Here is a 23736-nt window from a genome sequence, read left to right as displayed (position 1 = left end):
ACCCTCCTCCCCATTAGGGGGAGGTGGATCGATGCGAATACGCATCGAGACGGAGGGGTCCGCGAAGCGGTCGTGCGGCTGAAACACCCAGGGCCCCTCCACCGGCGTTCGCCGGTCCCCCTCCCCCAGAGGGGGAGGAGAGCTAGAGGCGGTCAGGTCGCGTCGTGAAAGATCACGCCCAAGGTCCGCCGCCTCCCGGCCCGGATCTCGCTGACCCCGTGCCGCAGCACCCGGCGGTGCACGCCGCGCACGCCTTCGGCCGGGCGTTCGCGGACCGCGAAGATCACGCCCTCGCCCTGACGCAGCGGCACGACCTGGGGCGCGGACTGCTGGCGGGGGCGCTGCTCGACCAGCACGAACTCGCCGCCCTCGAAGTCGCGTCCCGGCTCGTCCAGCAGGAAGGCCGCCTGCAGGGGGAAGACGTGTTCGCCATAGAGGTCCTGGTGCAGGCAGTTGTAGTCGCCGGGGCCGTAGGTCAGCAGCAGCGGCGTCGGCCGGACCTGGCCGGCTTCACGGCAGCGGGCCAGCATGTCGTCCAGGTTCTCGGGGAAGCGCCGGTCCTCGCCCAGCCGCTCGGCCCAGCGGTTGGCGATCGTCGACAGCGGCCCGTACAGGCCCTGCCGGAGCCGTTGCACGACGTCCGGCAGGGGGTAGCTGAAGTACTTGTACTCGCCGCGCCCGAAGCCGTGGCGGGCCATCACCACCCGGCTGCGGAAGCCCGCGTCGCGCGGATAGAGGTCGGCGATCGCGTTGCAGGTCTCGGGCTTCAGCAGCGGGCCGGTCAGGGCCCAGCCGCGGGCGTCCAGCTCGGCGGCGATGCGGCTCCAGTCTAGAGTCACGCCGCCTCCCGTGCCAGGAGCGCTCGCTTGCGCTCGACGCCCCAGCGATAGCCGGACAGGCCGCCGTCGGCGCGGACCACGCGGTGGCAGGGCGTGATCACCGCCAGAGGGTTGGCTCCACAGGCCTGGGCCACGGCGCGGAAAGCGCTGGACCGGCCGATGGCGCGGGCGATGTCGGCATAGGACGCGGTCTGGCCCGCCGGGATCTCGCGCAGGGCGGCCCAGACGGCCTGTTGCAGCTCGGTGCCTCTGGCGTCGATCGGCAGGCTCGGGCGGTGGTCGGGATGGTCGACGAGGTCGGCCACCGCCTTCAGGTCGCCGGCCAGGCCCTCGGCGTCGAGGACGATGCGGGCGTGCTTGAAGCGCTTCTCCAGATCCGCCTTCAGCGTCTCGGCGTCGTCGCCCAAGGTGACCAGGCGCAGGCCCGTCTCCGAGCGGGCGACCAGGGCCAGGCCCAGGCTGGTCTGCGCGATCCCCCAACGCAGGGTCTCGCGATCGATGTCCGGCTTGCAGCGCAGGCAGGCGCGCAGGCCGGCGGCGCGGGCGTCCTCGCGGGTGGCGTAGAACCTGACGTTCTTGCGCAGCGGGCGGCCGCCGCAGCTGGCCAGGCAATAGACGCCGGTGGTGTGCACGCCCATGTAGAAGACGCCTTCGGCGGCGCGGTCCTTGGCGCGGGCGGCGGCCCAGCGGGCGTCGTCATCGGGATAGATGGGAGCGGTCATCGGTAGGTCTCCTTTCGTAGGGAGACCATGCGCCCGGCCACGGGGCCGGTCATTCCGATGCTTGCGGCGATGCGCCCAGAAGTGTCAGCAATCGACCGACCTCACGCCGAGGCCGGCGGCCCGCAGACGAGGTCGATGGTGGTCGCGGCCATGGCCTCCAGCTCGGCCCGGCTCTCGCCCAGGCGGGCGCGGACGGCCAGGGCGTTCAACATGCCGCAGACCACCCGCGCCAGGGCGGGCGGATCAGCCGAGGGCGGCAGCTCGCCGGCCGCCTGGGCCATCGTCAGCCGCAGGGTCAGGCCCGCGTCCAGCTCTCGGACACCGGCGGCCACGGTGTCGCGGATCGCCGGGTCGGCGGCGGCCTGCGACAGGCCCGAGCCGATCAGGAAGCAGCCGCGCGGCCCGCCCGCCAGATAGGTGTCCAGGCCCGCCTTGTAGAACCGCGCCAGGCTCTCGCGCAGCGTCCCGGGCGAGCCCAGCGCGACCTTCATCCCGGCCCGGGCCTGGTCCTGATAGCGCCGCATCGCCGCCTGGAACAGCGCCTGCTTGTCGCCGAACGCGCCGTACAGGCTGGGGCGGTTCATGCCGGTGGCGGCCGACAGGGCGTCCAGCGAGGCGGCCGCGTAGCCGGCCTCCCAGAAGGTCTCGGTGGCCTTGGCCAGGGCCTGGTCCGGGTCATAGGCCCGAGGGCGGCCGCGGCGCTTCTCCGGGGCGGGTTCGCCTTCCATGTTTTGTACCATCTCGCATGAAATTCTTGACGCGCGCTGATTTTGTGCGAAACGATACAAAAAACAAGCGGAGACGCCCCATGGACCTCTATTTCTCGCCCCTGGCCTGCTCGATGGCCACGCGCATCGCCTTCTACGAGGCTGGCCAGCCGGCCAACTACCTGCGGGTCGACACCAAGGCCTCGCCCAAGCGGGTCGAGGACGGGACGCTGTTCGCCACGATCAACGGCATGGGCCAGGTACCCGTGCTGCGCACCGACGACGGCGAGCTAATCCGCGAGAATCCGGTGATCCTGCAGTATGTCGCCGAACGCTTCTCGGACGCCAAGCTGGCCCCGACCGATCCGGCCGGCCGCCGCAAGCTGCAGACCTGGCTCAGCTTCATCGGCTCGGAGCTGCACACCGGCGTGTTCATCGCCCTGCTGCGGCCCGACGCGCCGGATGGCGCCAAGGCCTTTGCCCGCCAGGAAGCCGCTGAGCGCTTCGCGTTCCTCGACGCCTACCTGGCCAAGCAGGACTATCTGCTGGACGCCTACAGCGTCGCCGACGCCTATCTGTTCGTGATCCTGAACTGGGCCCGGGCGATCGGTATGGACCTGTCGGCCTTTCCGGCGGTGCTGGCCTATCGCGACCGCGTCCAGGCGCGGCCGGCGGTGGCCAAGGCGCTCAGCGAGGAGTTCGGGCTGTACAAGAAGGCGGCTTGATAACCGGTCATCCCGGACAAGCGCGTAGCGCGCCGATCCGGGACCGCCGGAAACTCTGAGCTTGTCGCGGTCCCGGCTCTCCGCTGCGCTGCGGCCGGGATGACAGACAAAAAAGGAAAGGGCCGTCGCCTTGCCAGCGACGGCCCTTTTGCTTGTCCGGTCGGAGCGCTGCTACCAGCCCACCGCGCGGCGCCGCAGCGCTCCGCGCATGAAGTCCTGCGGCGGCTCGGCCTCGGCCAGCACCGAGTCGCGGATGGCGCGGGGCTCGCCGAACAGGTGGCCTTGGCCATAGCCGATGTCGAGATCCAGGATGTCGACGATCTGCTTCTCGGCCTCGACCTTCTCGACGATGACCTCGATGCCGTAGCGGCGGGTCAGGGCGGCGAAGTCCGAGGCGTTCAGGTCGGGCAGCGAGGCGATGACCAGCTTGCCGTCCTGTTCTTCCAGCTGGTCCAGCATCATCTGGGCGCCGACCTTCAGGTACTTCACGTCGGCGCGGGCCAGGTCCTGGAAGTCCAGATCGAGGTCGGCGACCTTGTCGAGGCTGAAGCTGAAGCCCAGGCTGGCCAGGCGGGCCATGTGACGGGCCTCGACGGGACCGCGGCGCTCGAACGCGGCTTGGCCCAGCTCGAAGATCACCGCGCCGGCCAGGTCCTTGTTGCCCTGCATGAATTCCAGGAACTGCGGGAAGAAGCTCTCGTCGCCCAGGCTGGCCAGCGAGATGTTGCAGAAGATCCCGACCTTGCGGTCCTGCTTGGCCAGCCGACGGACGATCTGCACGCAGCGGAACAGCAGCAGGTTGTCGATGGCCGTCATCAGGCCTTCCGGCTCGGCCACGGCCAGGTACTCGGCCGGCATCATCACGCGACCGGTCTCGTCACGCAGGCGCGAGAAGCTCTCGTAGAAGACGGTCCGGCGCTGGGGCAGGCTGACGATCGGCTGCAGGTAGAGGTCGACCCGGTTCTCGGCCAGGGCGTCCTGCACGACCTGCAGCATGTGGCTGGCCTGGGGGGCGCGCTCGCGGCCGAGGGTGTTGCGGGCGGCGGCGGCGACCTGGTGGGTCAGCTGGTGCTCCATCCGGTCGTTCATCCGCTGGATCAGGTCTTCCAGCTGGTGGACCTCGGTCGACAACTCCTCGGTGCGGCGCTGGGAATCGGCGGCGACGGTCTCGACCAGGTCGCTGACCCGGGCGTCGACCTTCTCGATCTGGTCCAGCAGGATGGCGTGCGCTTCGCGGACGGTGTCGATGTCGCCGCGCAGGGCGGCCGCCAGGAAGGTCTGGCCCAGCAGGCCATGGAACGCGAAGCACAGGCCCAGCGTGCCGATGAACGCCGAGACGCCGATAGCCGGCGTCGCGCCCATCCTCCACAGGAAGAGCGAGACGATCAGAGCCAAACAAAGATAGGCGCCCGTCAGGAGCGCCAGCATCAGCCTACGCATAATCCGCCCATACGAATCGTTACACGCAATCAGACCGACCCGGCGTCGCGGAGTCGAATCTATTAACGACCCTGCGCCATTCGGTCCCAACAGCCCTCGAGCCTGTCCGGTTCGGATGGATCATCCGAACCGGATAAACAGGCTCGATCCTCTATACCTGGGGCGCGTTCTTGCCGCCGAACCGCAAACACTTCGGCGGAACGCGCCCTTAAGCGTTCAGCATACCTCAAAACGCCAGGATCGCTGAATCGACATTGGTCTCTTAGACTGATAATCGTTCGCAATCCTATCGGAGCCATTATGTCCGAAGCGTTCGTGCTGTCCTCCCAATTCAACTCCGCCGAGAGCGAAGGCCCCGGCGTGCGCTCGCTCGGCGCGGCCGGGCGCGGCGACCGTGGGGTGATCGTCAAGGTCACCGGCGCCACCGGCGCGGCCGAGGCGGTGGACGCCGAGGAACTGGAGCGTCGCCTGCTGGAGATGGGCTTCGTCGAGGGCGCGGCCATCGAGGTGCTGCACGAGGGCCTGTTCGGCCGCGATCCGATCGCCGTGCGGGTGGACGACACCCGCGTGGCCCTGCGTCGGCGGGAAGCCGGCGCGGTGAGCGTGAAGTTCGACGGACGCTAGGCCCTTGACCCCCGACTCCGGCGTCGCCGCCACGCAAATCGCTTCGAAGACCCCGTTCGCCGATCCCGCCCGGGTCGCCCTGGTGGGCAATCCCAACTCCGGCAAGACCGCGCTGTTCAACGCCCTGACCGGCAGCCGCCAGAAGGTCGCCAACTACGCCGGCGTCACCGTCGAGCGGAAGGAGGGCGTGCTGACCACGGCCGCCGGCCGCCAGATGCGCGTGCTGGACCTGCCGGGCACCTACAGCCTGCGAGCCCGTAGCCCCGACGAGGCGGTGACCCGCGACGCGGTGCTGGGCAAGCTGGCCGGCGAGATCGCGCCCGAGGCCCTGATCTGCGTGGCCGACGCCACCAACCTGCGGCTGGTCCTGCGCCTGGTGCTGGAGCTGAAGCAGGTCGGCCGCCCGTTCGTGCTGGCCCTCAACATGTTCGATATCGCCCAGCGCCAGGGCCTGCGCATCGATCTGGAGCGCCTGTCGCGCGAGCTCGGCGCGCCGATCGTCGCCACGGTGGCCACCCGCAAGCGCGGCCTGGCCGAGCTGCTGGCCGAGGTCGAGACCATCGTCGCGGCCCGCAAGCCCGAGGTCGAGAACGTCTGGCGCGAGCCGACGCCGGCCGAGATCCGCGCCGCCCACGCCGAGGCCCAGCGCATCTTCAAGGCCTGCGTGAAGCCGCCCGAGCGGCCCGACACCATCACCGGCAAGATCGACGACGTGCTGCTGCACCCGGCGGCGGGCCTGCTGATCCTGATGACCTTGCTGTTCGTGATGTTCCAGGCGGTGTTCACCTGGGCCACGCCGGTCATGGACGGCATCGACGCGGCGTTCGCGGCGATCGCCGGCTGGACCAGCGCCCACCTGCCGCAAGGCCTGCTGACCAGCTTCATCTCCGACGGCCTGATCGCCGGGGTGGGTAGCGTGCTGGTCTTCCTGCCGCAGATCCTGATCCTGTTCTTCTTCATCCTGCTGCTGGAAGACAGCGGCTACATGGCCCGCGCGGCCTTCCTGATGGACAAGATCATGGGCGGGGCCGGCCTGCACGGCCGGGCGTTCATCCCGCTGCTGTCCAGCTTCGCCTGCGCCATTCCCGGCATCATGTCGACGCGGGTGATCGACAACCGCGAGGACCGGCTGACCACCATCCTGGTCGCGCCGCTGATGACCTGCTCGGCGCGGATCCCGGTCTACACCCTGATCATCGGGGCCTTCATTCCCAAGCAGACGGTGTGGGGCGTGCTGTCCCTGCAAGGCCTGGTGATGTTCGGCCTCTATGCGGGCGGCATCGTCAGCGCCCTGGCCGTGTCGTTCGTGATCCGCCGCGTGTTCTGGCGCGGCACGGTCGAGCCGTTCATGATGGAGCTGCCGACCTATCGCTGGCCCGAGCCGCGCAACGTGCTGATGAACCTGTGGACCCGCGCCCGGATCTTCATGAGCCGCGCCGGCCGGATCATCCTGCCGCTGATGGTGGCGGTGTGGGTGCTGTCGACCTTCCCCTATCCGCCGGAAGGCGCGACGGGACCGGCCATCGACTACAGCTTCGCCGGCCGCATCGGCCACTTCATCGCGCCGCTGATGGCCCCGATCGGCTTCAACTGGCAGATGACGGTCGCCCTGATCCCGGGCTTCGCGGCTCGCGAGGTGGCGGTGGCGGCCCTGGGCACGGTCTATGCGGTGGGCGGCGACGCCGACAGCGCCGCGACGACCCTGGGCACGATCCTGACCCACAAGTGGTCGCTGGCCAGCGCCCTGTCGTTCCTGGCCTGGTACATCTTCGCCCCGCAATGCGCGGCGACGCTGGGCGTGGTCAAGCGCGAGACCAACGGCTGGACCTGGCCGACGGTGATGTTCGTCTACATGACCTCGCTGGCCTATCTGGCCTCGTTCGCGACCTACCACATCGCCGTGGCGCTGGGCGCGGGCTAGGTCGCGGGCAGGCCCATCATCTGGGCCACGCCTAGGAACCAGGGCCAGTGCGGCGCGTGGAACATGGTCAGCTGCAAGGCGACCAGCGCGACCAGGGTCACCCACCAGGGCGTCAGCCAGCGGCCGTTGAGGCCATCGCGCACGACAAGGCCCGCCAGCACGATCTCGACCGTCAGGAAGCTGGGATCCAGCGCGCCCTTCAGGCCGTGCAACGCCGGGATGTTCATGCCGTAGAGACGCCCCAGGGCCGGGATCAGGGCGATGAACACGGTCGAGGCCATGAACCGCGAATGCAGGAACATGGTCCGCCGATAGACCAGGGCCAGGACGAACAGCAGACCGAACAGCGGCAGCGACCAGATGTCGATCCAGGCCAGGGTCAGGCGCAGTTCGCGGCTGAAATGCGAGTGCGGACCCAGCATGTCGTGGATCACGACGAAGGCGCTGATGATCAGGGCGGGAACGATGACCAGCGAGGTGCGGCCGATCCAGCGGTGCCAGCGGTTGTGGCCGTGGCCGATCAGCCAGCTCTGCACGACCAGCAAAGCCATCCAGGTCACCGCAAGGGCGCCATGGATCTCGCGCATCGGATCGAGCGGTCCGAAGGCGCCGGTGAAGCTGGGCCAGAAGCCCAGCAGCATGACGGCGAAGGCCACTAGAAAGGCCAGATACAAGTTCCGCATTGGGTCCGCTCCCCCGAGCCAGAGCTTCCGCGTAACACGGATACTCCAGCTGAACGAGTAGACTTGCGACCTTAGCGGGTCGGGATCGGGACCTCGCCGCGATAGTCGTAGAAGCCGCGGCCGGTCTTCTTGCCCAGCCAACCGGCCTCGACATATTTCACCAGCAGCGGGCAGGGGCGATACTTGCTGTCGGCCAGGCCTTCGTGGAGCACGTTCATGATGCTCAGCACGGTGTCCAGGCCGATAAAGTCGCCCAGCTCCAGCGGGCCCATCGGATGGTTGGCGCCCAGCTTCATCGCCGTGTCGATGGCGTCGACCGTGCCGACCCCCTCGTACAGGGTGTAGATCGCCTCGTTGATCATCGGCACCAGCACGCGGTTGACGATGAAGGCGGGGAAATCCTCGGCGTTGCTGGTGATCTTGCCCAGCGACTGGGCGAAGGCGACGGCGCGCTCGTAGGTCGGGACGTCCGTGGCGATGCCGCGGATGATCTCCACCAGCTTCATCAGCGGCACGGGGTTCATGAAGTGCAGGCCGATGAAGCGCTCGGGGCGATCCGTGGCCGAGGCCAGGCGCGTGATCGAGATCGACGAGGTGTTCGAGGCCAGCAGGGTATTGGGGCCCAGGTGCGGCTGCAGGCTGCGGAAGATCGACTTCTTGATCTCCTCGTTCTCGGTGGCCGCCTCGATCGCCAGATCGGTGGCGCCGATGTCCTCGAGACCCTCGGCCGCGGTGATGCGGGCCATGGCCGTCTGCATCGCGGCGTCGTCGATGATGCCGCGGCCGACCTGGCGGGCCATGTTCTTCTCGATCAGGGCCAGGCCGGCGTCGATCCGCTCGCGGGACACGTCGTGAAGACGTACGTCGTAGCCGCCCAGGGCGACGACATGCGCGATGCCAGACCCCATCTGGCCAGCGCCGATAACGCCGACCGTCTTGATTTCACTCATAAAAGCCAAGCCTTCGCTTGAATACGCGCCAGGCGTCCGCGCCCGGGCCCTTGGATATGCCGACTTTTCTAGCACGAGAAACCGTGGCGCCGCCAAGGCTTTGCTGCGACGCAACGCAAGCGCGGCCGCGTGTCGCGGTCAGGCGGTCGGCGGATAGGGTCGGACAGCCCCGTTCGGATCCTCGACCGCGCCCTCGGCCAGGTAGTTGGGACCGACCGGAACCTTGCCGTGGCCGCCGGGGATGTCCAGCACATAGGTCGGCTGGGCCAGGCCCGAGACCGCGCCGCGCAAGGCCTTCATGATCGCCTGGCCCTCGGCCAGGGTGGTGCGCAGGTGGGCGGTGCCCGGCGCGTGGTCGCCGTGGTGCAGGTAATAGGGCCGGATCCGCGTCTCGACGAAGGCCCGCATCAGCGCGGCCAGCACGGCGGGGTCGTCGTTGACGCCGCGCAGCAGCACGGTCTGGCTCAGCATCGGAATCCCGGCGTCGATGATCCTGGCGCAGGCGGCGCGGGCGGCGGGGGCCAGTTCGCGGACGTGGTTGGCGTGCAGGGCGACATAGACGGTCTTGGTCGTGCGCTTCAGCGCCGCGACCAGGTCGTCGGTCACCAGGCTGGGCTCGACCGCCGGGACGCGGGTGTGGAAGCGCACGATCCGCACGTGAGCGATCGCCTCCAGCCGCTCCATCAGGTCGGCCAGGCGGCGGGGCGACAGTACGAACGGGTCGCCGCCGGTGACGATCACCTCCCAGACCTCCGGCCGGCCGGCGATATAGGCCAGGGCCGCGTCCAGCTGGGCGGGGGTCAGGTTCGCCAGCCCCTCGGGCCCGACCATCTCGCGCCGGAAGCAGAACCGGCAGTAGACCGCGCAGGTGTGGGTGGGCTTCAGCAGCACCCGGTCGGGGTAGCGATGCACGATTCCATCCACAGGGCTGTGGATAACATCGCCGATCGGGTCGCCATCCTCGCCGGGGCTGGCGACCAGCTCCTCGGACGAGGGGACGAACTGCCGGGCGATCGGATCATTGGCGTTGGCCGGATCGATCAGCTCGGCCATCGCCGGTGTGATCGCCACCGCATAGCGCGCCGCCACCGCTTCCAGCGCGGGCAGGCGCTCGGGCGGGACCAGCCCGGCCTCGGCTAGCGACCGGGCGTCGCGGAGGGTCTTGGTGACGGGGGGCATGAGGGGCGGGGATATGCGGGATTTTGGGGTGCGAGGCAAATTCAGGCCCCCTCCGCGCTCGCGCGCTCCTCCCCCGGAGGGGGAAGAAGGTGCGCGTTTCCTTCCGCCCGCCTTTGGGGGCGGACGACCTCGCGCAGCGAGGTCAGGTGGGGGGAGACGCCACCGGCGTCCAGATCACATCCTCGATCCGCCGCGCCCCCGTCGCCAGCAGCGCCAGGCGGTCGAAGCCCAGCGCCGACCCCGACGCCTCGGGCATATCTTCCAGGGCCGCCAGGAAGTCCTCGTCGATCGGATAGCGCTCGCCGTAGATCCGCGCCTTCTCGTCCATCTCGATCAGGAACCGTCGGCGCTGCTCGGCCGGGTCGGTCAGTTCGCCGAAGGCGTTGGCCAGCTCCACCCCGCAGGCATAGAGCTCGAAGCGCTCGGCGACGCGCGGATCGGCGGCCTTGGGGCGGGCCAGGGCCGCTTCCGAGATCGGGTATTCGCACAGCACCGTGGCGCGGCCTTCGCCCAGGCGGGGCTCGATCTTCTCGACCAGGACGCGGCTGAAGACGTCGGCCCAGCCGTCGTCCTCGGCCACGCGGATCCCGGCGGCGCGGGCGGCGGCGGCCAGGGCGTCGCGGTCGGTGGAACCGTCGGCGGCGATGCTGGCCAGCAGGTCGATCCCGGCGTGGCGATCGAACGCCTCGGCCACCGACAGCCGCTCGGGCTGGGCGAACGGATCGCAGCCCATGCCCCGGAAGTCGAAGCGCCGGGTCCCCGCCGTCTCGGCCGCCAGGGCCAGCAGCGTTGCGCAGTCGTCCATCAGGGCCTGATACGGCGCGCTGGCCCGGTACCATTCCAGCATGGTGAACTCGGGATGGTGCAGCGGCCCGCGCTCGCGGTTGCGCCACACCTTGCCCAGGCTGAAGATCTTTTCCTCGCCCGCCGCCAGCAGCTTCTTGCAGGCGAACTCCGGCGAGGTGTGCAGATAGAGCGGGCTGGCCTCGCCCGAGATCGTCAGGGCCTGGGTGGCGAAGGCGTGCAGATGCGCCTCGTTGCCCGGCGAGACTTGCAGGGCGGCCGCCTCGACTTCCTCGAAGCCCTCGGCCTCGAACCAGGCGCGGAATGCCTTGGTAATCCGGTTGCGGGCCAGCAGGAACGGGCGGCGGTCGTGGTGGACGGCGGCGCGCCACCAGGCCGGGGTCGAGGATGAGGACAAGGGCGGAAAACCGAAGACGCTGGAGATTTCGACCCGATCGCTATAGGAGGTCGGGCAAGGATCAATAGCACGATCGCGCCCGCGGCTTCGCGCGCGCTTTCTTCCAAGGACGGTAAGTACGTGAAGGTCGCAGCCAGCTCGCTCCGCAAAGGCGCCGTCGTCGACATGGACGGCAAGCTCTACGTCGTCTTGACGGTCGAGAACATCCACCCCGGCAAGGGCACCCCGGTGACCCAGCTGAACATGCGCCGCATCTCGGATGGCGTTAAGGTTTCGGAGCGCTACCGCACCACCGAGCAGGTCGAGCGCGCCTTCGTCGACCAGCGCAACCACACCTTCCTGTACCAGGATGGCGACGGCTTCCACTTCATGAACCCGGAAACCTACGACCAGCTCGTGGCCACCGAGGAAGTGATCGGCGACGCCGCCCCGTACCTGCAAGAGAACATGACGGTCCAGCTGTCGACCCACAACGACGTGCCGATCGCCATCGAACTGCCGCGCACCATGATCCTCGAGATCGTCGACACCGAACCGTCGGTGAAGGGCCAGACCGCCTCGTCGTCGTACAAGCCGGCTCTGCTGAGCAACGGCGTCAAGACGACCGTGCCGCCGTACATCACGGTCGGCACCCGCGTGGTGATCCTGACGGAAGACAACAGCTACCAGGAACGCGCCAAGGACTAAGGGTTCTTCGGGTTCTATCCGCACAAAGAGAAGGCCCGGCGGAGCGATCCGCCGGGCCTTTTTTCATTTAAAACTGTCATCCCGGGCGGAGCGAAGCGGAGACCCGGGACCGCGGAAAGCTCGGCGCTTCCGGCGGTCCCGGATCGGCGCGCTACGCGCGCTTGTCCGGGATGACAGTTTCTAGGGCCTAGAACTCCGCCGCCAAGGTCACGAACCCCATGCGCGGCGCTTGCGGGAAGGCCGTGTAGCCGCCCGAGTTGCTGGTCACGCCGGCGGTCGAGACGCCCTTCTTGTCGAACAGGTTGGTGACGTTGCCGGTGATCCGCAGGCCCTTCACGAAGCCCTTGTCGGTCATGTCGAAGGTGTAGCCGGCCTGCAGGTCGACCAGCATCATCGACTTGACCGACAGGTCGTTCAGATAAGTCACGAAGCGCTTGCCGACATAGTCGCCGCTGATCTGGGCGTCGAACTTGCCGAGGTCGACGCGGGCGATGGTCTTGTTCATCCACTTGGGCGTCAGCGGCACATACTTGCCGCCGGTGGCGACGGTGACTGGGGTCGAGACGCCGCCGACGATCGTCGTGCCGCTCTGATAGTTCTGGTCGTACTTGGACTCGTTGTACGACAGCGCGTTGTAGAGCTGGAAGTGCTGGCCGAACTTCAGGGTCCCGGCGACGTCGACGCCCTTGGTGGTCACCCCGCCGACATTGGCCAGAATGGCCGGCGCCGGGTTGATGAAGTTGAAGGGCGCGATGTTCAGCAGGCGGTTGCTGAACTTGACGTCATAGGCGTTGACCTGGCCTTCGACCCCGGTGATCGGGCCCCAGGCCACGTCGCGGCGGCTGCGCAGGCCGATCTCGTAGGTCCACGAGGTCTCGGGCTTCACGGTCGACTTGAACAGGTCGAACGCCGCCTGGGTGCCCAGGCTCCACGGCGAGAAGCCGTAGAAGCCGCTGCCCGCGCCATAGGGGATGAACTGGCGCATGTTCTGCTGGACGTTGACGAACACCTGGTCCTTGTCGGTCACGTCCCACAGCGCGCCGACCTGGGGTAGGAACCACTTGTTCGAGGTGATGCTGCCCGTCGGATAGTGGACCGGCACGGCCACCGTCGGCAGGTTCTGCTGGTTGATCGGGAACTTGCCGGTGGCGTCCTGCAGGCTGGACTTGAAGCCGGCCTGCAGCAGCAGGTTCGGCAGGATCCGCCACTGGTCCTGAAGGTGCAGCTGGATGTCGTTGGTGAAGAACTCGGCGAAGTACTGGGTCAGGGCCTTCTTGCCGCGCGGCACGTCGTAGGGCGACAGGTCGTTGTTCTGCGCCGTCATCGGATACCAGACGCGATGCTGGGCCGGCTCGTTGTGCTCGAACCAGGCGCCGCCCTTGATCTGGTGGTCGCCCAAGGTCCACTCGACCGTCGAGATCGCGCCCGGGCGGTTGATCCGGTACTCGGTGGTGCGCACCGCGTTACCGCTGCCGCCGAACAGGTTGACGATGTTGGTCAGGGTGCCGGGGCTGGTGGCCGAGCCGCCGACGACCAGGCCCGGATAGTAGGTCGCGAACAGGCCCGGCAGGCCGGCGGTGTTGATCGGGCCCGCCACGATGCCGCGCCCGAAATTGTAGTGATAATAGACCTGGTTGGTCCAGGTGAAGCCCTCGACCGGCGTCCAGGCGTACTTCAGGTAGCCCAGGATGTCCTCGCGCTGGGCGGCGCTGAAGCAGTTCGAGAAGTTGTTGCCCTGGGCCGGCGGCGGGGTGCCCGGGCCGCCCGTCAGGTTGCTCGTGCAGGCCGCCAGGTCCGGATAGAGGAACGGGCGGCTATAGGGCGTGAAGCCGGCCGCAGCGGCGGTCTGCTGGTTGCCCCGGGCGGTGGCGTCCTCGTTGGGCTCCACCTTCATCTGCCAGTCGGCGTAGAAGGTCAGCTGGCCGTGAGAGTCGTCGTGGACGATCTTCAGATTGACCTGGTGGCCGCGCTGGTGGCCGTCGAAGTCCCAGGCCTTGGCGTCCTGGCGCAGGTACGAGATGTAGCCCTTGAAGCCGCCGGCCATCTCGCCCGTGTCGAGGCGGACGAAGGTGCGGCTGGTCTCGTTGCTGCCGACCGTCTGGCGGATGTCGAGGCCGCGCTCGGCCGAGGGCGCGCGGCTGAACGTCTCGATCGCCCCGCCCAGATTGCTGGTCGAGGCCACGCCCAGCGAGCCGGCGCCTGACGACAGGGTCACGCGGCTGACGTTTTCGCTGGTGATCGAGCGCGACACCGACAGGCCGTTGTAGTTGCCGTACTGCTGGTCGCCCAGCGGCACGCCGTCCATCGTGAAGCCCAGCTGCTGGGTCGAGAAGCCGTGGACGAACAGCGACAGGTTCTGCTCGTTGTTGCCCCACGGATCGGCGGTCCGATAGACGACGCCGGGCAGGAACTGGATGGCCTTCAGCGGGCTGGCGCCGGGCAGCACGCGCTGGATCTGCTGGCTCTCCATCGCCACGGCCGAGCGGGTCTCGCGGGTGCTGGTGATGATCAGCTGTTCGACGCTGGTCGAGTCGGCCTCGGCAGGCGCGGCGGCGACAGGCGCGGCCGTGTCGGCGGCCCGGGCGCCGGTGGCCATCCCGCCAGCCATCAGGGCCGCCAGGGCCACGCCGCACCACAGGCGGCCGTTGATCATCTTGGTCGATTGCATCTTGCCCTATCCCCTTCGCGACACGCGACTTCCAGGGGCGGGGATAGGGAGGCCTCAAGACGGCTCCGCGACCGTTACGCGACGCTGCCGTGACGATGCTCCAGGGCAACAGTCTCCGTGGGGAGACGAACTACAGCCCGATGGCTTCCAGCTGAGCGCGGCTCATGGCGTCCAGCTGGGCGGCGGTCAGCTTGTTGACCTGGGCGCGCGACAGTTCGGTCAGCTGGCCCGGCGTGAACGCCTCGATCTGGCCGGCGGTGAAGCCGGGGATCTGGCTGGGCATGATCTGGTCGATCTGGGTGGGCGTCAGGCTCTGGATCGCCACGGCCGGCAGCTGGCCGACCTGGGTGGTGGTCAGCGCCCCCAGCTGCGCGCCCGACAGCCGCGCCAGGCCCTCGGCGCCGAACGCCGTCAGCTGCTCGCTGGTGAAGCCGCGCACCTGGGTGGCGGTCAGGCTGGCGAACTGGTCGCCGCTGAGCGCGCCGATCGCGATCAGCGACAGCGAGCCGACCTGGGCGCCGGTCAGGGCCGCGACCTGGGTCTTGCTGAACTCGCCGATGTCGCCGGCCGAGAGGCCGCGCAGCTGCACCGGCGTCAGGGCGGCGATCTGGCCGGCGGTCAGGGCCGCGACCTGGGTCACGCTCAGGGCCGAGATGTCGCCGGCCGAGAAGCCTTCCAGCTGCTGGGCGCCCAGGGCGCCGATCTGGGTGGTGGTGATCTCGCCGATGTCGGTGGCGGTCAGCCGCTCGATCTGGCTGGCGGTCAGGCCTCGCACCTGGTTGGTGGTCAGGCGGGCGAACTGGGTGGCGTCGAGGGCCGACAGGATCTCGCCGCGCACCGCCCCGATCTGGCTGGACGACAGGGCCGCCACCTGGGTGTTCGACAACAGGCCGAAGCCGCTCGCGTCGAGCCCGGCCACCTGGGTGGTCGACAGCCCGCCGACCTGGGTCACCGACAACAGCGACAACCGCGAGGTTCCCAGCGCCGCGAAGGCCGAGGAGGACAGGGCGCCAATCTGGCCGGGCGCGAGGCTGGCCAGATCCGTGGTCGAGAGGTTGGAGATCAGGGTGGTCGACAGGCCGGCCATCTGGCTGGCGTTCAACTGGCCCAGCCGTCCCTGGAACACGCTGTCGGGCAGGGCGGCCAGCTGGGTGGCCGAGAGGCTCGCGAACTGGGCGGCCGAGAGGTCGGCGATGGCGGTGGTCGGCAGGCTGGCCAGGTTGGTCGCCGACAGGGCGCCCACCTGGGCCGCCGTCAGCCCCTTGATCTGGGTGGCCGAAAGCTCGGCGAAGTCGGCGGCCGACAGCGCGCCGACCTGGGTGGCGCTCAAGCTCTGCACCTGGGTGGTCGACAGCCTGGCGACCTGGGTGGCGGTCAGGGCGCTGAAGGCGGTGGCCGACAAGGCCGCCAGGAAGCCGCCGGCCAGGCCGCCGACCTGGGTCTCGGCCAAGGCCGCCAGCTGGGTTCCGGTCAGGGCCCCGACCTGGGTGGTCGACAGGCCCGCCAACTGGCTGGAGGTCAGGCCGGCGACCTGGGTCGTCGTCATCGCCGGCAGGGCGTCGCTGGCCAGGGCGCCCAGCTGCGCCGAACTCAGCGCCGCCAGCTGGGCGGTCGACAGGCCGCCGACCTGGGTGGGGCGCAGGGCCGAGACCTGCGACGGGGCCAGAACCTTGACCTGACTGGTGGTGAGCGCGGCCAGCTGGGCGGCGCTCAGCGCCGCCACGTCGGTGGCGGGCAGGGCGGCCAGCTGGGCGGTCGAGATCGCGCCGACCTGGGTGGCGCTGAACTCGGCCATGTCCTCGGTCGTCAAGCCGCGCAGCTGGGTGGCGGTCAGGGCGGCGATCTGGCTGGTCGAAAGGGCCGCCACGCGGGCCGCGTCCAGGGCCGAGACCGCGCTCGGCGTCAGGCCGCTCACCTGGGCCGGGGTCAGCAAGGCCAGGCGCTCGGTCTCCAGCGCCGCCACCGCCGTGGTCGACAGGCCCGCGATCTGGGTCGAGCGCAGGGCGGTCCATTGGCTTGTGCCGAGCTTGCCCAGGTCGGCGGCGTCCAGGGCCGCGAGTTGGGTGGTGCTCAGCCCCTGGATCTGGGTCGTGGTCAGGCCCGCCCACTGGGTGGCCGAGAGGCCGCCGACCAGGTCGCCCGGCAGCGCTCCGACCTGGGCGGCGCTGAACGCCGCCACCTGGGTGGCGCTGAACAGGCCGAAGGTCGTGGTCTCCAGGCTCTTGACCTGGGTGGTGGTCAGGCCGCGGATTTGGGCGGGCTCCAGCCGCTGCAGCCCCTCGGGCGCCAGGCGGCCGAAATTGGCGGGGGACAGGGCCCCCAGCTGGGTCGCGGAGAGGCTGCCGATCTGGGTGGCGGTCAGGGCCCGGGCGACATCCGACGCCAGACTGGCCATCTGGTCGGTGGTCAGGCCGCGCAGCTGGGTCTGGCCCAGCGCCGCGACCTGGGCGGACGACAGGCTGGCCAGGGCGGTCGACGCCAGCTTGCCCACCTGGGTCGCGCCCAGGCTGGCGATCGCCGACGCGGGCAGGTGCGCGACCAGGGCCCCGACCTGGGTCCCGTCCAGCGCCCCGATCTGGGTGGCGCTGAGCTGGCTGACATCGATGTCCGACAAGCCCTTCAGCTGGGTGGCCGTCAGCCCCTTCATCTGGCCGGTCGTCAGGCGGGCCGTCTGGCTGGCGTCGAAGGCCGACAGCGCCTCGGCCGTGAAGCCGCCGATCTGCACGGCGTTCAACGCCCCGATCTCGGTGGTGGTCAGGCGGGCGACATCCGTGGTCGAGAAGGCGCCCAACTGGGTGGGCGTGACGCCCGGCCATTGGCCCGGACCCAAGGGGGCGACGCCGCGCAGGACGGCCAGCTGGGTTCCGGTCAAGGCGCTGATCTGGCCCGCGGCCAGGGCGCCCGCCTGTTCGGGCGTCAGGGCCGCCAGGTCGCTGGTCGACAGGGCCTTCAGCTGCAGCGGCGACAAGGCCCGAAGCTGGGTGGTCGAGAAGGCGCCGAAGTCCTCGTCCGACAGGCCGGCCAGCTGTTCAGGCGGCAATTCGCGGATCTGGGCGGCGGTGAAGGCCTTCAGCTGGGCGCGGGTGAACTCGTTGAAGTCCTCGCCGTCCAGCCCCTTCAGTTGGCTGGGTTGCAGGCGGGCGATCTGGCTGGCGCTGAGCGCGCCCACCTGGGTGGCGTCCAGGGCCGAGAGGCCAGTGGCCGTCAGTCCGCCCATCGCGGCCGGGTCGATGGCGGCGATCTGGCTGGCGCTGAGGCCGGCGACGGCGGTCGCCGACAGGGCCGCGGCCTGGTTGGCGGCCAGGCCGGTCAGTTGGGTGGTCGACAGGCCCGCCAGGAACTCCGGCCCGGCCCGGCCCAGTTCGGTGGCCGACAGCGCCCGGATCTGGGTGGGCTTCAGCAGGGCCAGGCCGCTGGCGCCCAGGGCCTTCAGCTGGTCGGCGTTCAGCACCGAAAGTTGGGCGGTGGTGACATTGGACCACTGGTCGGGCGTGGTCAGGGCCAGGGTCGAGGCCGGCAGGGCGCGCACGGTCGCCGCCGACAGCGCGCCGAACTGGGTCGAGGTCAGGGCGCCGAACTGCTCGTCCGACAGGCTCCTGACCTGGGTGGCGTTGAGCGCCCCGACCTGGGTCGCGGTCAGGGCTCCGACCTGCTCCGCGCCGAACTCGCCGATGTCGGCCGTCGAAAGGCCGCGCAGCTGGGTCGCCGACAGCGACCGCACCTGGACCGCCGACAGGCTCTGGATCTGGTCGCGCGACAGGGCCGAGACGGCGGTCGCGCTGAGGGCGGCCACCTGGGTGGTCCGCAGGCTGTCCAGCAACTCGGTGCTCATGGCCGCGACCTGGGTGCGCGACAGGGCCTGCACCTGGCCCTGGTTCAGCACGGTCAGTTGGGTGGCGCTGAAGGCGATGGTCGTGGGCAGGCGCGGCAGCTGGGCGGCCGTCAGCCCCGCCAGCTGGTTGGCGTTGAACCTGGCGAACTGCTCGGCGCTGAGGCCGCCGATGGCGGTGACCGAGATCGCCGCGACCTGGGCCTTGGTCAGCTTGGCGAATTCGGAGGGCGGCGCCGCGGCGATGGCCGCGCCGTTCAGCGCCGCGATCTTCGCCGGCGTCAGGCTGGACAGGGCGGAGGGGTCCGAACCAACGACCGCCATCACGAAACTCCCACCGATCTCGAAGCGGTCCGGGCATCCTATTCGAGGATGGCGCGGCCGATAGGGTCGCCAACGTTCCGGGCGACGAATCTCTAACCTCCACTTTAAGTGGAAACGTGTTTAGTTCAAACTGTATTTCCCACCTTGGCATAGCGGGTCAAGCCCGTCACCAGGGCGTCGAACACCAGCCGTACGCGGCGCACGTCCTTCAGGTCCTCGTGGGTGACGACGAAGGTCTCCAGGTCGAAGCTGAACACCTCGGGCAGGACGCGCTCCAGCATCGGGTCGCGGGCGGCCAGCCCAACCTGGCAGAGACCCAGGCCAAGGCCCGCGCGGATCGCCGCCAGCTGGGCCACGTCGTTGTCGGTGCGGAAGGTGAACTCGTCGGGCCGCAGGTCCAGGCCCAGGGCCTTGATGGCGCGGACGCCGATCGTCTCGGTCTCGTAGCCGATCAGCGGCAGGCGGCGGGCCTCGTCCAGGCTGGTCGGACGGCCCCAGGCGTCCAGCAGCCGCTTGTGGGCGTGCATGCCCAGGGTGATGTTTCCGACCCGCTTGGCCAGAAGCGCCTCCTGGGTGGGTCGCACCATGCGCACGGCGATATCGGCCTCGCGGCGCAGCAGGTCCTCGCTGCGGTTGGTCAGGGCCAGCTCGAAGACAAGGCCCGGATGCGCCTCGCGCAGGTCGGCCAGGATCGACGGCAGCACCTCCATGCCCACCACCTCGCTGGCGGTGATCCGCACGGCGCCCGAGGCGGCGTCGGCCTCGGCCGAGGCGGCGCGGGCCAGGGAGGCGGCGGCGATGGCCATGGCCCGGGCGTGCTGGGCCAGCTCCCGCGCCAGCGGCGTTGGGGTCAGGCCCGAGGGCGAACGGGTGAACAGGGCGACCCCCAGCTGGCCCTCCAGGTCCTCGACCCGCCGCCGCACCGTGGGCTGGGCCGCGCCCAGCTGGCGGGCGGCCGCCGACAGGCTGCCGGTGTCGATCACGGCCAGGAAGGCGCGCTGGCGCTCCCAGTCGACGGCGGTGGGCAAATCTTGGCTCATCTATTTTTGATAGGCCGATCGATCGTTCTCGGCAATTTCTATCGAGGCTGGCGGGCGGCATCTTGTGGTCATCGCAAACGCAGGAGCCGGCCATGACCGCCCAGAACCGCATCGCACTCGTCCTCGGCGCCAATGGCGGGGTGGGCGGAGAGACCGCCGCCGCGCTCGTTCGCAAGGGCTGGACCGTCCGCGCCCTGGTCCGCGATCCGGGCAAGGGCCGCCTGGCCGGGGTCAGCTATCTGCAGGGCGATGTCCTGGACCGCGCCGCCGTGGTCGCGGCCGCCGAAGGTGCGTCGGTCATCGTCCACGCCGTCAACCCGCCCGGCTATCGCGGCTGGAAGCAGCTGGTGCTGCCGATGCTGGACAACACCATCGCCGCCGCCCGGGCCAGCGGGGCGCGGATCCTGCTGCCCGGCACGATCTACAACTACGACCCCGCCGCTCATCCGGTGATCGACGAGACGACGCCCCAGCGCGCCGCGACCCGCAAGGGCAAGATCCGGATCGCGATGGAGGCCCGGCTCGAAGCCGCCGCCAGCGAGAACGTTCGGTCTCTGATCCTGCGGGCCGGCGACTATTTCGGACCGCGCTCGACGACCAACAGCTGGTTCGCCTCGGGCCTGGTGACGCCGGGCAAGCCGGTGAAGACCATCCTCTATCCCGGCGACAAGGGCGTCGGCCACGCCTGGGCCTATCTGCCCGACGTCGGCGAGACCTTCGCCCGCCTGGCCGACCGCGAGACCGAACTGCCGGCCTTCGCCCACTTCCACTTCGAAGGCGTCTGGGACGCCGACGGGACGGCGATGGTCCGCGCCATCGCCCGCACGGCGGGGCTGCAGCGCCCCAACGTTCGCCAGCTGCCGTGGGCGCTGCTCCCGGTCGCGGGCCTGTTCAGCGAGACCCTGCGCGAACTGGCCGAGATGCGGCCGTTCTGGCGTCACTCGTTGCGGCTGGAAAACCGGAAACTGGTCGTCTTCCTCGGCGAGGAGCCGCGCACGCCGCTGGACGTGGCGGTGCGGGCGACGATGAAGGGCTTGGAGGTTCCGGTGGTGGAAGCGGCGGCGCCTCGGCGTATCCTGAAGGCGGCCTGAAGGCGCGCGCGTCAGCCTGGCCGAAGGGCGTCGACGAACCACTGGCGGAGCGCCGCGACGTGCGGGCGGTCGCTCAAGGCCGGCGCGCAAGCGAAGTGGTAGGCCTCGCCCGGCAGGGTCGTCGCGAACGGGGTGACCAGCGCGCCGGTGCGCAGGGCGTCGGCGGCGATGACCAGGCTGACGATGGCCACGCCTTGGCCGGCCACCGCGGCCTGGATCGCGTGCAGGCTGTCGGTGAACCGCACCCCGCCGTCGATGTTGAGGCCCGTCACGCGGGCCGCGTCGCACCAGCGCCGCCAGTCGGGCGCGGGGCGCGGTACGACCCAGCCGTCGATATGGATGAGCCGGGCCCGCGCCAGGTCTTCGATCGTCCTCAGGTCAAGGCTGGGGCTGCAGACCGGGGCGAAGACGTCCTCGCATAGCGGGGTCGTCGCCACATCGGGAAAGGGACCTCGGCCATAGCGGATGGCCAGCTCGACCCCGCCGGGGCGAAGCTCGGCGACCTGGCCGGACCCCTGCAGCCGCAGCTCCAGGTCCGGAAGCCGGGCTTGCAGGTCGGCGAGCCGAGGAACCAGCCATTGGCCCAGGAAGGCGGGTGTGGCCGACAGCGTCAGGATCGTCTCGGCGGGCGCGCGGCGGAGGCGACCGACCGCGCGCCCGATCTCCGCGAAGCTGGTGGTGGCCGCGTCATGCAGGATCCGGCCCTCGGGCGTCAGGGCCACCCGGCGCGGGCCGCGGTCCAGCAAGCGGACGCCCAGATGGGTCTCCAGCTGACGCACCTGGTGGCTGATCGCCGTGGGGGTCACGAACAGCTCGGCGGCGGCGCCCTTGAAGCTGGCCAGCCTGGCGGTCGCCTCGAACGCGCGCAGAGCGCCGAGCGGCGGAAGATCGAAAGCGCTCATGCTGAATAGGATTCATCTTTTCGCTGAGAAATTCGATTTTGCGCCCCGACATGGCTGAGGACAAGGTTTGCGGGAATCTATCCTGGATGATCCCTGATCATCCTGTTCAGGAGCGTTCGCCGCATGCCTCGTCTCGTCGCCGGTCTCATCGACGTCTTCGCCGACACGCCGCTGAGCGGCAATCCGCTGGCGGTCGTGGAGGGCGGCGAGGACCTGGACGACGCCGTCCTGCGCCGCATCGCCGGCGAGTTCAACCAGGCCGAGACGACCTTCATCATGGCCAGCACGCGGGCGGACTGGAAGCTGCGCTCGTTCACGGCCGACGGCTCGGAAGTCTTCGGCGCGGGCCACAACGCGCTGGGCGCCTGGCTGTGGCTGGCGCACTTCGGCCTGCTCGGCGACCTGGCCGAAGAGAGGACGTTCCATCAGGAGATCGGCGAGCATGTTCTGCCGATCGTCCTTCAGACGCGCGAGGGGCGGATCCACGGGCGCATGCGGCAGGCTCCGTTGCGGCTGCTGGAGCCGCTGACGCAGGTCGACGGTCTTGCCCGGAGCCTGGGTCTCGAGCCGGGGGACATCCTGCCGTTCCCGCCGCCACGCGGAGCCGACAGCGGCGCGGCGCACCTCATGGTCCGGGTCGACGGCAAGGCGGCGGTCGACCGCTGCGCGCCGCTGGCCGCCCAGCTGCTGGCGGTGCTGGGCCCCACCGGCGCGGAGGGCTGCTATGTCTACGCCTTCGACGAAGGCGCGCCCGGCGCGGCCTATGCCCGCTTCTTCAATCCCACCGTGGGGCTTTGGGAAGACGCGGCGACGGGGACGGCGGCGGGGCCGCTGATCGCCTATCTCGCCGCATCGGGTCTGATCGGGCCGGACGCCGCCCTCGTGGTCGAGCAGGGCGTGAAGATGGGCCGTCGCAGCCTGCTCAGCCTGCGGCTCGGGCCCGATCCCGAACTGTCCGGCGCGGCGGTCGTGGTCCTGCGGGGCGAGCTGATCCTCTAAGGCCTAGCGCGCCCGCTCGCCCTCCGTCTCCTTCAGGAACCAGTCGCGCAGCTTCAGGATTCTGGGCAGCTTGGGGTTCTCGGCGCGCCAGACGAAGTGGTGGCCGGTCTCGACGTCGACCTCGCCGGGCAGGGGGCGGACCAGGCGGCCGTCGCCGAGGTCGCGGCGGGCGATGCCACTGCGGGCCAGGGCGACACCCAGGCCCTGGGCGGCGGCGTCCAGCATCATCGACGAGTCGTCGAAGCCCAGGGCCGGCGGCAGCTGCGGCGCCTCGATCCCCATGGCGTGGAACCAGGTCGACCAGGGCAGGCCGGTGTGACGCAGCAGCGGGGCGTGCAGCAGGTCCTCGGGCTTGTCGATCGGGTGGCGCTCCAGCAGGGCCGGGCTGCAGACCGGGAACAGCACCTCGTCGATCAGGCGCACCGACTCCACGCCCGGCCACGGGCCTTCGCCGAAGCGCAGGGCGACGTCGGCGCCGTCGGTGGCCAGGTCGGACATGCGGTCCTCGACCCGGATGGTCAGGTCCAGCTCGCCGGTCTCGGCCGACAGGCGGGCCAGCTGGGTGACCAGCCAGCGGGTGGCGAAGGCCGCGCCGGTGGAGATGACGATCGGGCCGCTGGCCGCGCGGCGGGCGCCGTCGACGCCCTGGCGCAGCGTGTCGATCGCCGCGCCGATCTGGGCCGCCAGGGCCGCGCCGGTCGGGGTCGGCTCCATCTGATTGCCGCGCCGGGCGAACAGCTGGACTCCCAGCTCTTCCTCCAGCTTGCGGACCTGCTGGCTGACCGCGCCGTGGGTGACGAACAGCTCGTCGGCCGCCCGGCTGTAGCTCCTGTGGCGGGCGGCGGCCTCCAGGGCGACCAGGGACGAGAAGGGCGGCAGGCGCATGATCAAGATGTAGGGATGTTAGTCCAGCTCACAAGTCCGCGCAGATACCATCGTTCGTAAAGCACCGATGGGTTTGGCATTGTCCTCATCGCGGCGCCGCACTGACGATCTTTCTCCTCTCGCTTCTCAAAAGGACGGAAACGATGAAGACCCTGCTTCTCGCGGGCGTGCTGACGCTCGCCCTGTTCGCCGGCGCCGCCGCCAAGGCCCCGCTGCTGACCCACGACGACTTCCGCTGGGCCGAGGGCATCACGCCTCACACGGTGCGGTAACCGTGCCGGACGATGCGCGCGGGGGCGCGCCCGGTTCAGGACAGCAAA

The 23736-nt window shown here is 69.8% G+C and carries 20 protein-coding genes; 7 read left to right on the top strand and 13 right to left on the bottom strand.

Annotated features, from left to right (window positions below; translation table 11 throughout):
* Positions 1–152: 152 nt before the first annotated feature.
* From ASC70_RS07270 to ASC70_RS07260, 3 genes are all read right to left on the bottom strand, one after another.
* A complete protein-coding gene (locus ASC70_RS07270; protein ID WP_056048120.1) occupies positions 153–839 on the bottom strand; it encodes a 2OG-Fe(II) oxygenase in 687 nt (228 codons plus the stop codon).
* Entirely contained in the window at positions 836–1561 is a 726-nt protein-coding gene (locus ASC70_RS07265) for a methylated-DNA--[protein]-cysteine S-methyltransferase (protein ID WP_056048117.1), read from the bottom strand. The genes ASC70_RS07270 and ASC70_RS07265 overlap by 4 nt, the downstream gene beginning before the upstream one ends.
* 101 nt (positions 1562–1662) lie before the next feature.
* Positions 1663–2289 (bottom strand): TetR/AcrR family transcriptional regulator, encoded by a 627-nt coding sequence (locus ASC70_RS07260; RefSeq protein WP_056048112.1) that lies wholly within the window; start codon positions 2287–2289, stop codon positions 1663–1665.
* Positions 2290–2369: 80 nt separating this feature from the next.
* Here ASC70_RS07260 and ASC70_RS07255 point away from each other — a divergent pair, with 80 nt between their 5' ends.
* Positions 2370–2993: a glutathione binding-like protein gene (locus tag ASC70_RS07255; RefSeq protein ID WP_056048111.1), complete on the top strand. Its 624-nt coding sequence runs from the start codon at positions 2370–2372 to the stop codon at positions 2991–2993.
* A 171-nt stretch (positions 2994–3164) separates the two neighbouring features.
* On the opposite strand, the gene ASC70_RS07250 is transcribed toward ASC70_RS07255, so the two are convergent.
* Positions 3165–4433, bottom strand: coding sequence for an EAL domain-containing protein (locus tag ASC70_RS07250; protein ID WP_197056690.1), 1269 nt, complete (start codon positions 4431–4433; stop codon positions 3165–3167).
* Positions 4434–4733: 300 nt separating this feature from the next.
* Between ASC70_RS07250 and ASC70_RS07245 the strand changes: the two genes are divergently transcribed.
* Both ASC70_RS07245 and feoB read left to right on the top strand, forming a co-directional pair.
* Complete coding sequence (locus ASC70_RS07245; RefSeq protein ID WP_082009241.1) at positions 4734–5057, top strand: FeoA family protein; 324 nt, start codon at positions 4734–4736, stop codon at positions 5055–5057.
* Positions 5058–5061: 4 nt separating this feature from the next.
* The gene (feoB, locus tag ASC70_RS07240; protein WP_056048108.1) at positions 5062–6978 is read left to right on the top strand and encodes a ferrous iron transport protein B; all 1917 of its coding nucleotides are present in this window, start codon (positions 5062–5064) and stop codon (positions 6976–6978) included.
* On the opposite strand, the gene ASC70_RS07235 is transcribed toward feoB, so the two are convergent.
* The 4 genes from ASC70_RS07235 to epmA all read right to left on the bottom strand — a co-directional run bounded on the left by ASC70_RS07235 (position 6975) and on the right by epmA (position 10991).
* Entirely contained in the window at positions 6975–7661 is a 687-nt protein-coding gene (locus ASC70_RS07235; protein WP_056048105.1) for a hypothetical protein, read from the bottom strand. The two genes, feoB and ASC70_RS07235, sit on opposite strands and share 4 nt — an antisense overlap.
* A gap of 71 nt (positions 7662–7732) precedes the next feature.
* Positions 7733–8611, bottom strand: a complete 879-nt coding sequence (locus tag ASC70_RS07230) for a 3-hydroxybutyryl-CoA dehydrogenase (protein ID WP_056048102.1) — start codon at positions 8609–8611, stop codon at positions 7733–7735.
* Between the two features lie 138 nt (positions 8612–8749).
* Entirely contained in the window at positions 8750–9790 is a 1041-nt protein-coding gene (locus ASC70_RS07225) for a lysine-2,3-aminomutase-like protein (protein WP_056048099.1), read from the bottom strand.
* A 142-nt stretch (positions 9791–9932) separates the two neighbouring features.
* On the bottom strand, positions 9933–10991 hold the full coding sequence (gene epmA, locus ASC70_RS07220; RefSeq protein WP_056048095.1) for an EF-P lysine aminoacylase EpmA: 1059 nt from the start codon (positions 10989–10991) through the stop codon (positions 9933–9935).
* Between the two features lie 120 nt (positions 10992–11111).
* On the opposite strand from epmA, the gene efp reads away from it, so the two are divergent.
* A complete protein-coding gene (efp, locus tag ASC70_RS07215; protein WP_047408280.1) occupies positions 11112–11678 on the top strand; it encodes an elongation factor P in 567 nt (188 codons plus the stop codon).
* Positions 11679–11865: 187 nt separating this feature from the next.
* Here the strand turns inward: efp and ASC70_RS07210 are convergent, their stop codons facing one another.
* The 3 genes from ASC70_RS07210 to ASC70_RS07200 all read right to left on the bottom strand — a co-directional run bounded on the left by ASC70_RS07210 (position 11866) and on the right by ASC70_RS07200 (position 19539).
* Positions 11866–14346 carry a TonB-dependent receptor gene (locus ASC70_RS07210; protein ID WP_056048092.1) on the bottom strand — a complete coding sequence of 827 codons (2481 nt, stop codon included), beginning with the start codon at positions 14344–14346 and terminating at the stop codon, positions 11866–11868.
* 130 nt (positions 14347–14476) lie between these two features.
* Entirely contained in the window at positions 14477–18499 is a 4023-nt protein-coding gene (locus ASC70_RS25830; RefSeq protein ID WP_056048089.1) for a hypothetical protein, read from the bottom strand.
* 125 nt (positions 18500–18624) lie between these two features.
* Entirely contained in the window at positions 18625–19539 is a 915-nt protein-coding gene (locus ASC70_RS07200; protein ID WP_056048087.1) for a LysR family transcriptional regulator, read from the bottom strand.
* Positions 19540–19631: 92 nt separating this feature from the next.
* On the opposite strand from ASC70_RS07200, the gene ASC70_RS07195 reads away from it, so the two are divergent.
* The gene (locus ASC70_RS07195; protein ID WP_056048084.1) at positions 19632–20630 is read left to right on the top strand and encodes an NAD(P)H-binding protein; all 999 of its coding nucleotides are present in this window, start codon (positions 19632–19634) and stop codon (positions 20628–20630) included.
* An 11-nt stretch (positions 20631–20641) separates the two neighbouring features.
* Here the strand turns inward: ASC70_RS07195 and ASC70_RS07190 are convergent, their stop codons facing one another.
* Positions 20642–21532, bottom strand: coding sequence for a LysR substrate-binding domain-containing protein (locus tag ASC70_RS07190; protein ID WP_056048081.1), 891 nt, complete (start codon positions 21530–21532; stop codon positions 20642–20644).
* A 123-nt stretch (positions 21533–21655) separates the two neighbouring features.
* Between ASC70_RS07190 and ASC70_RS07185 the strand changes: the two genes are divergently transcribed.
* On the top strand, positions 21656–22531 hold the full coding sequence (locus ASC70_RS07185; protein WP_056048078.1) for a PhzF family phenazine biosynthesis protein: 876 nt from the start codon (positions 21656–21658) through the stop codon (positions 22529–22531).
* 3 nt (positions 22532–22534) lie between these two features.
* Here the strand turns inward: ASC70_RS07185 and gcvA are convergent, their stop codons facing one another.
* Positions 22535–23416, bottom strand: coding sequence for a transcriptional regulator GcvA (gcvA, locus tag ASC70_RS07180; protein WP_047408264.1), 882 nt, complete (start codon positions 23414–23416; stop codon positions 22535–22537).
* A gap of 143 nt (positions 23417–23559) precedes the next feature.
* Here gcvA and ASC70_RS25785 point away from each other — a divergent pair, with 143 nt between their 5' ends.
* The gene (locus ASC70_RS25785; protein ID WP_255355012.1) at positions 23560–23688 is read left to right on the top strand and encodes a hypothetical protein; all 129 of its coding nucleotides are present in this window, start codon (positions 23560–23562) and stop codon (positions 23686–23688) included.
* The last annotated feature ends 48 nt before the right edge of the window (positions 23689–23736 follow it).

The organism is Caulobacter sp. Root343, assembly GCF_001425745.1.
Taxonomy (GTDB): domain Bacteria; phylum Pseudomonadota; class Alphaproteobacteria; order Caulobacterales; family Caulobacteraceae; genus Caulobacter.
Note: the sequence above shows the minus strand (reverse complement) of the source record. Positions and strands in the feature narration are given on the sequence as shown.

Excerpts from the sequence above, each read along its gene's own strand:
- ASC70_RS07265 (WP_056048117.1), bottom strand. The coding sequence starts at position 1,561 with ATGACCGCTCCCATCTATCCCGATGACGACGCCCGCTGGGCCGCCGCC.
- ASC70_RS07260 (WP_056048112.1), bottom strand. The coding sequence starts at position 2,289 with ATGGAAGGCGAACCCGCCCCGGAGAAGCGCCGCGGCCGCCCTCGGGCC.
- ASC70_RS07255 (WP_056048111.1), top strand. The coding sequence starts at position 2,370 with ATGGACCTCTATTTCTCGCCCCTGGCCTGCTCGATGGCCACGCGCATC.
- ASC70_RS07250 (WP_197056690.1), bottom strand. The coding sequence starts at position 4,433 with ATGCGTAGGCTGATGCTGGCGCTCCTGACGGGCGCCTATCTTTGTTTG.
- ASC70_RS07245 (WP_082009241.1), top strand. The coding sequence starts at position 4,734 with ATGTCCGAAGCGTTCGTGCTGTCCTCCCAATTCAACTCCGCCGAGAGC.
- ASC70_RS07235 (WP_056048105.1), bottom strand. The coding sequence starts at position 7,661 with ATGCGGAACTTGTATCTGGCCTTTCTAGTGGCCTTCGCCGTCATGCTG.
- ASC70_RS07230 (WP_056048102.1), bottom strand. The coding sequence starts at position 8,611 with ATGAGTGAAATCAAGACGGTCGGCGTTATCGGCGCTGGCCAGATGGGG.
- ASC70_RS07225 (WP_056048099.1), bottom strand. The coding sequence starts at position 9,790 with ATGCCCCCCGTCACCAAGACCCTCCGCGACGCCCGGTCGCTAGCCGAG.
- ASC70_RS07210 (WP_056048092.1), bottom strand. The coding sequence starts at position 14,346 with ATGCAATCGACCAAGATGATCAACGGCCGCCTGTGGTGCGGCGTGGCC.
- ASC70_RS25830 (WP_056048089.1), bottom strand. The coding sequence starts at position 18,499 with ATGGCGGTCGTTGGTTCGGACCCCTCCGCCCTGTCCAGCCTGACGCCG.
- ASC70_RS07200 (WP_056048087.1), bottom strand. The coding sequence starts at position 19,539 with ATGAGCCAAGATTTGCCCACCGCCGTCGACTGGGAGCGCCAGCGCGCC.
- ASC70_RS07195 (WP_056048084.1), top strand. The coding sequence starts at position 19,632 with ATGACCGCCCAGAACCGCATCGCACTCGTCCTCGGCGCCAATGGCGGG.
- ASC70_RS07190 (WP_056048081.1), bottom strand. The coding sequence starts at position 21,532 with ATGAGCGCTTTCGATCTTCCGCCGCTCGGCGCTCTGCGCGCGTTCGAG.
- ASC70_RS07185 (WP_056048078.1), top strand. The coding sequence starts at position 21,656 with ATGCCTCGTCTCGTCGCCGGTCTCATCGACGTCTTCGCCGACACGCCG.
- gcvA (WP_047408264.1), bottom strand. The coding sequence starts at position 23,416 with ATGCGCCTGCCGCCCTTCTCGTCCCTGGTCGCCCTGGAGGCCGCCGCC.
- ASC70_RS25785 (WP_255355012.1), top strand. The coding sequence starts at position 23,560 with ATGAAGACCCTGCTTCTCGCGGGCGTGCTGACGCTCGCCCTGTTCGCC.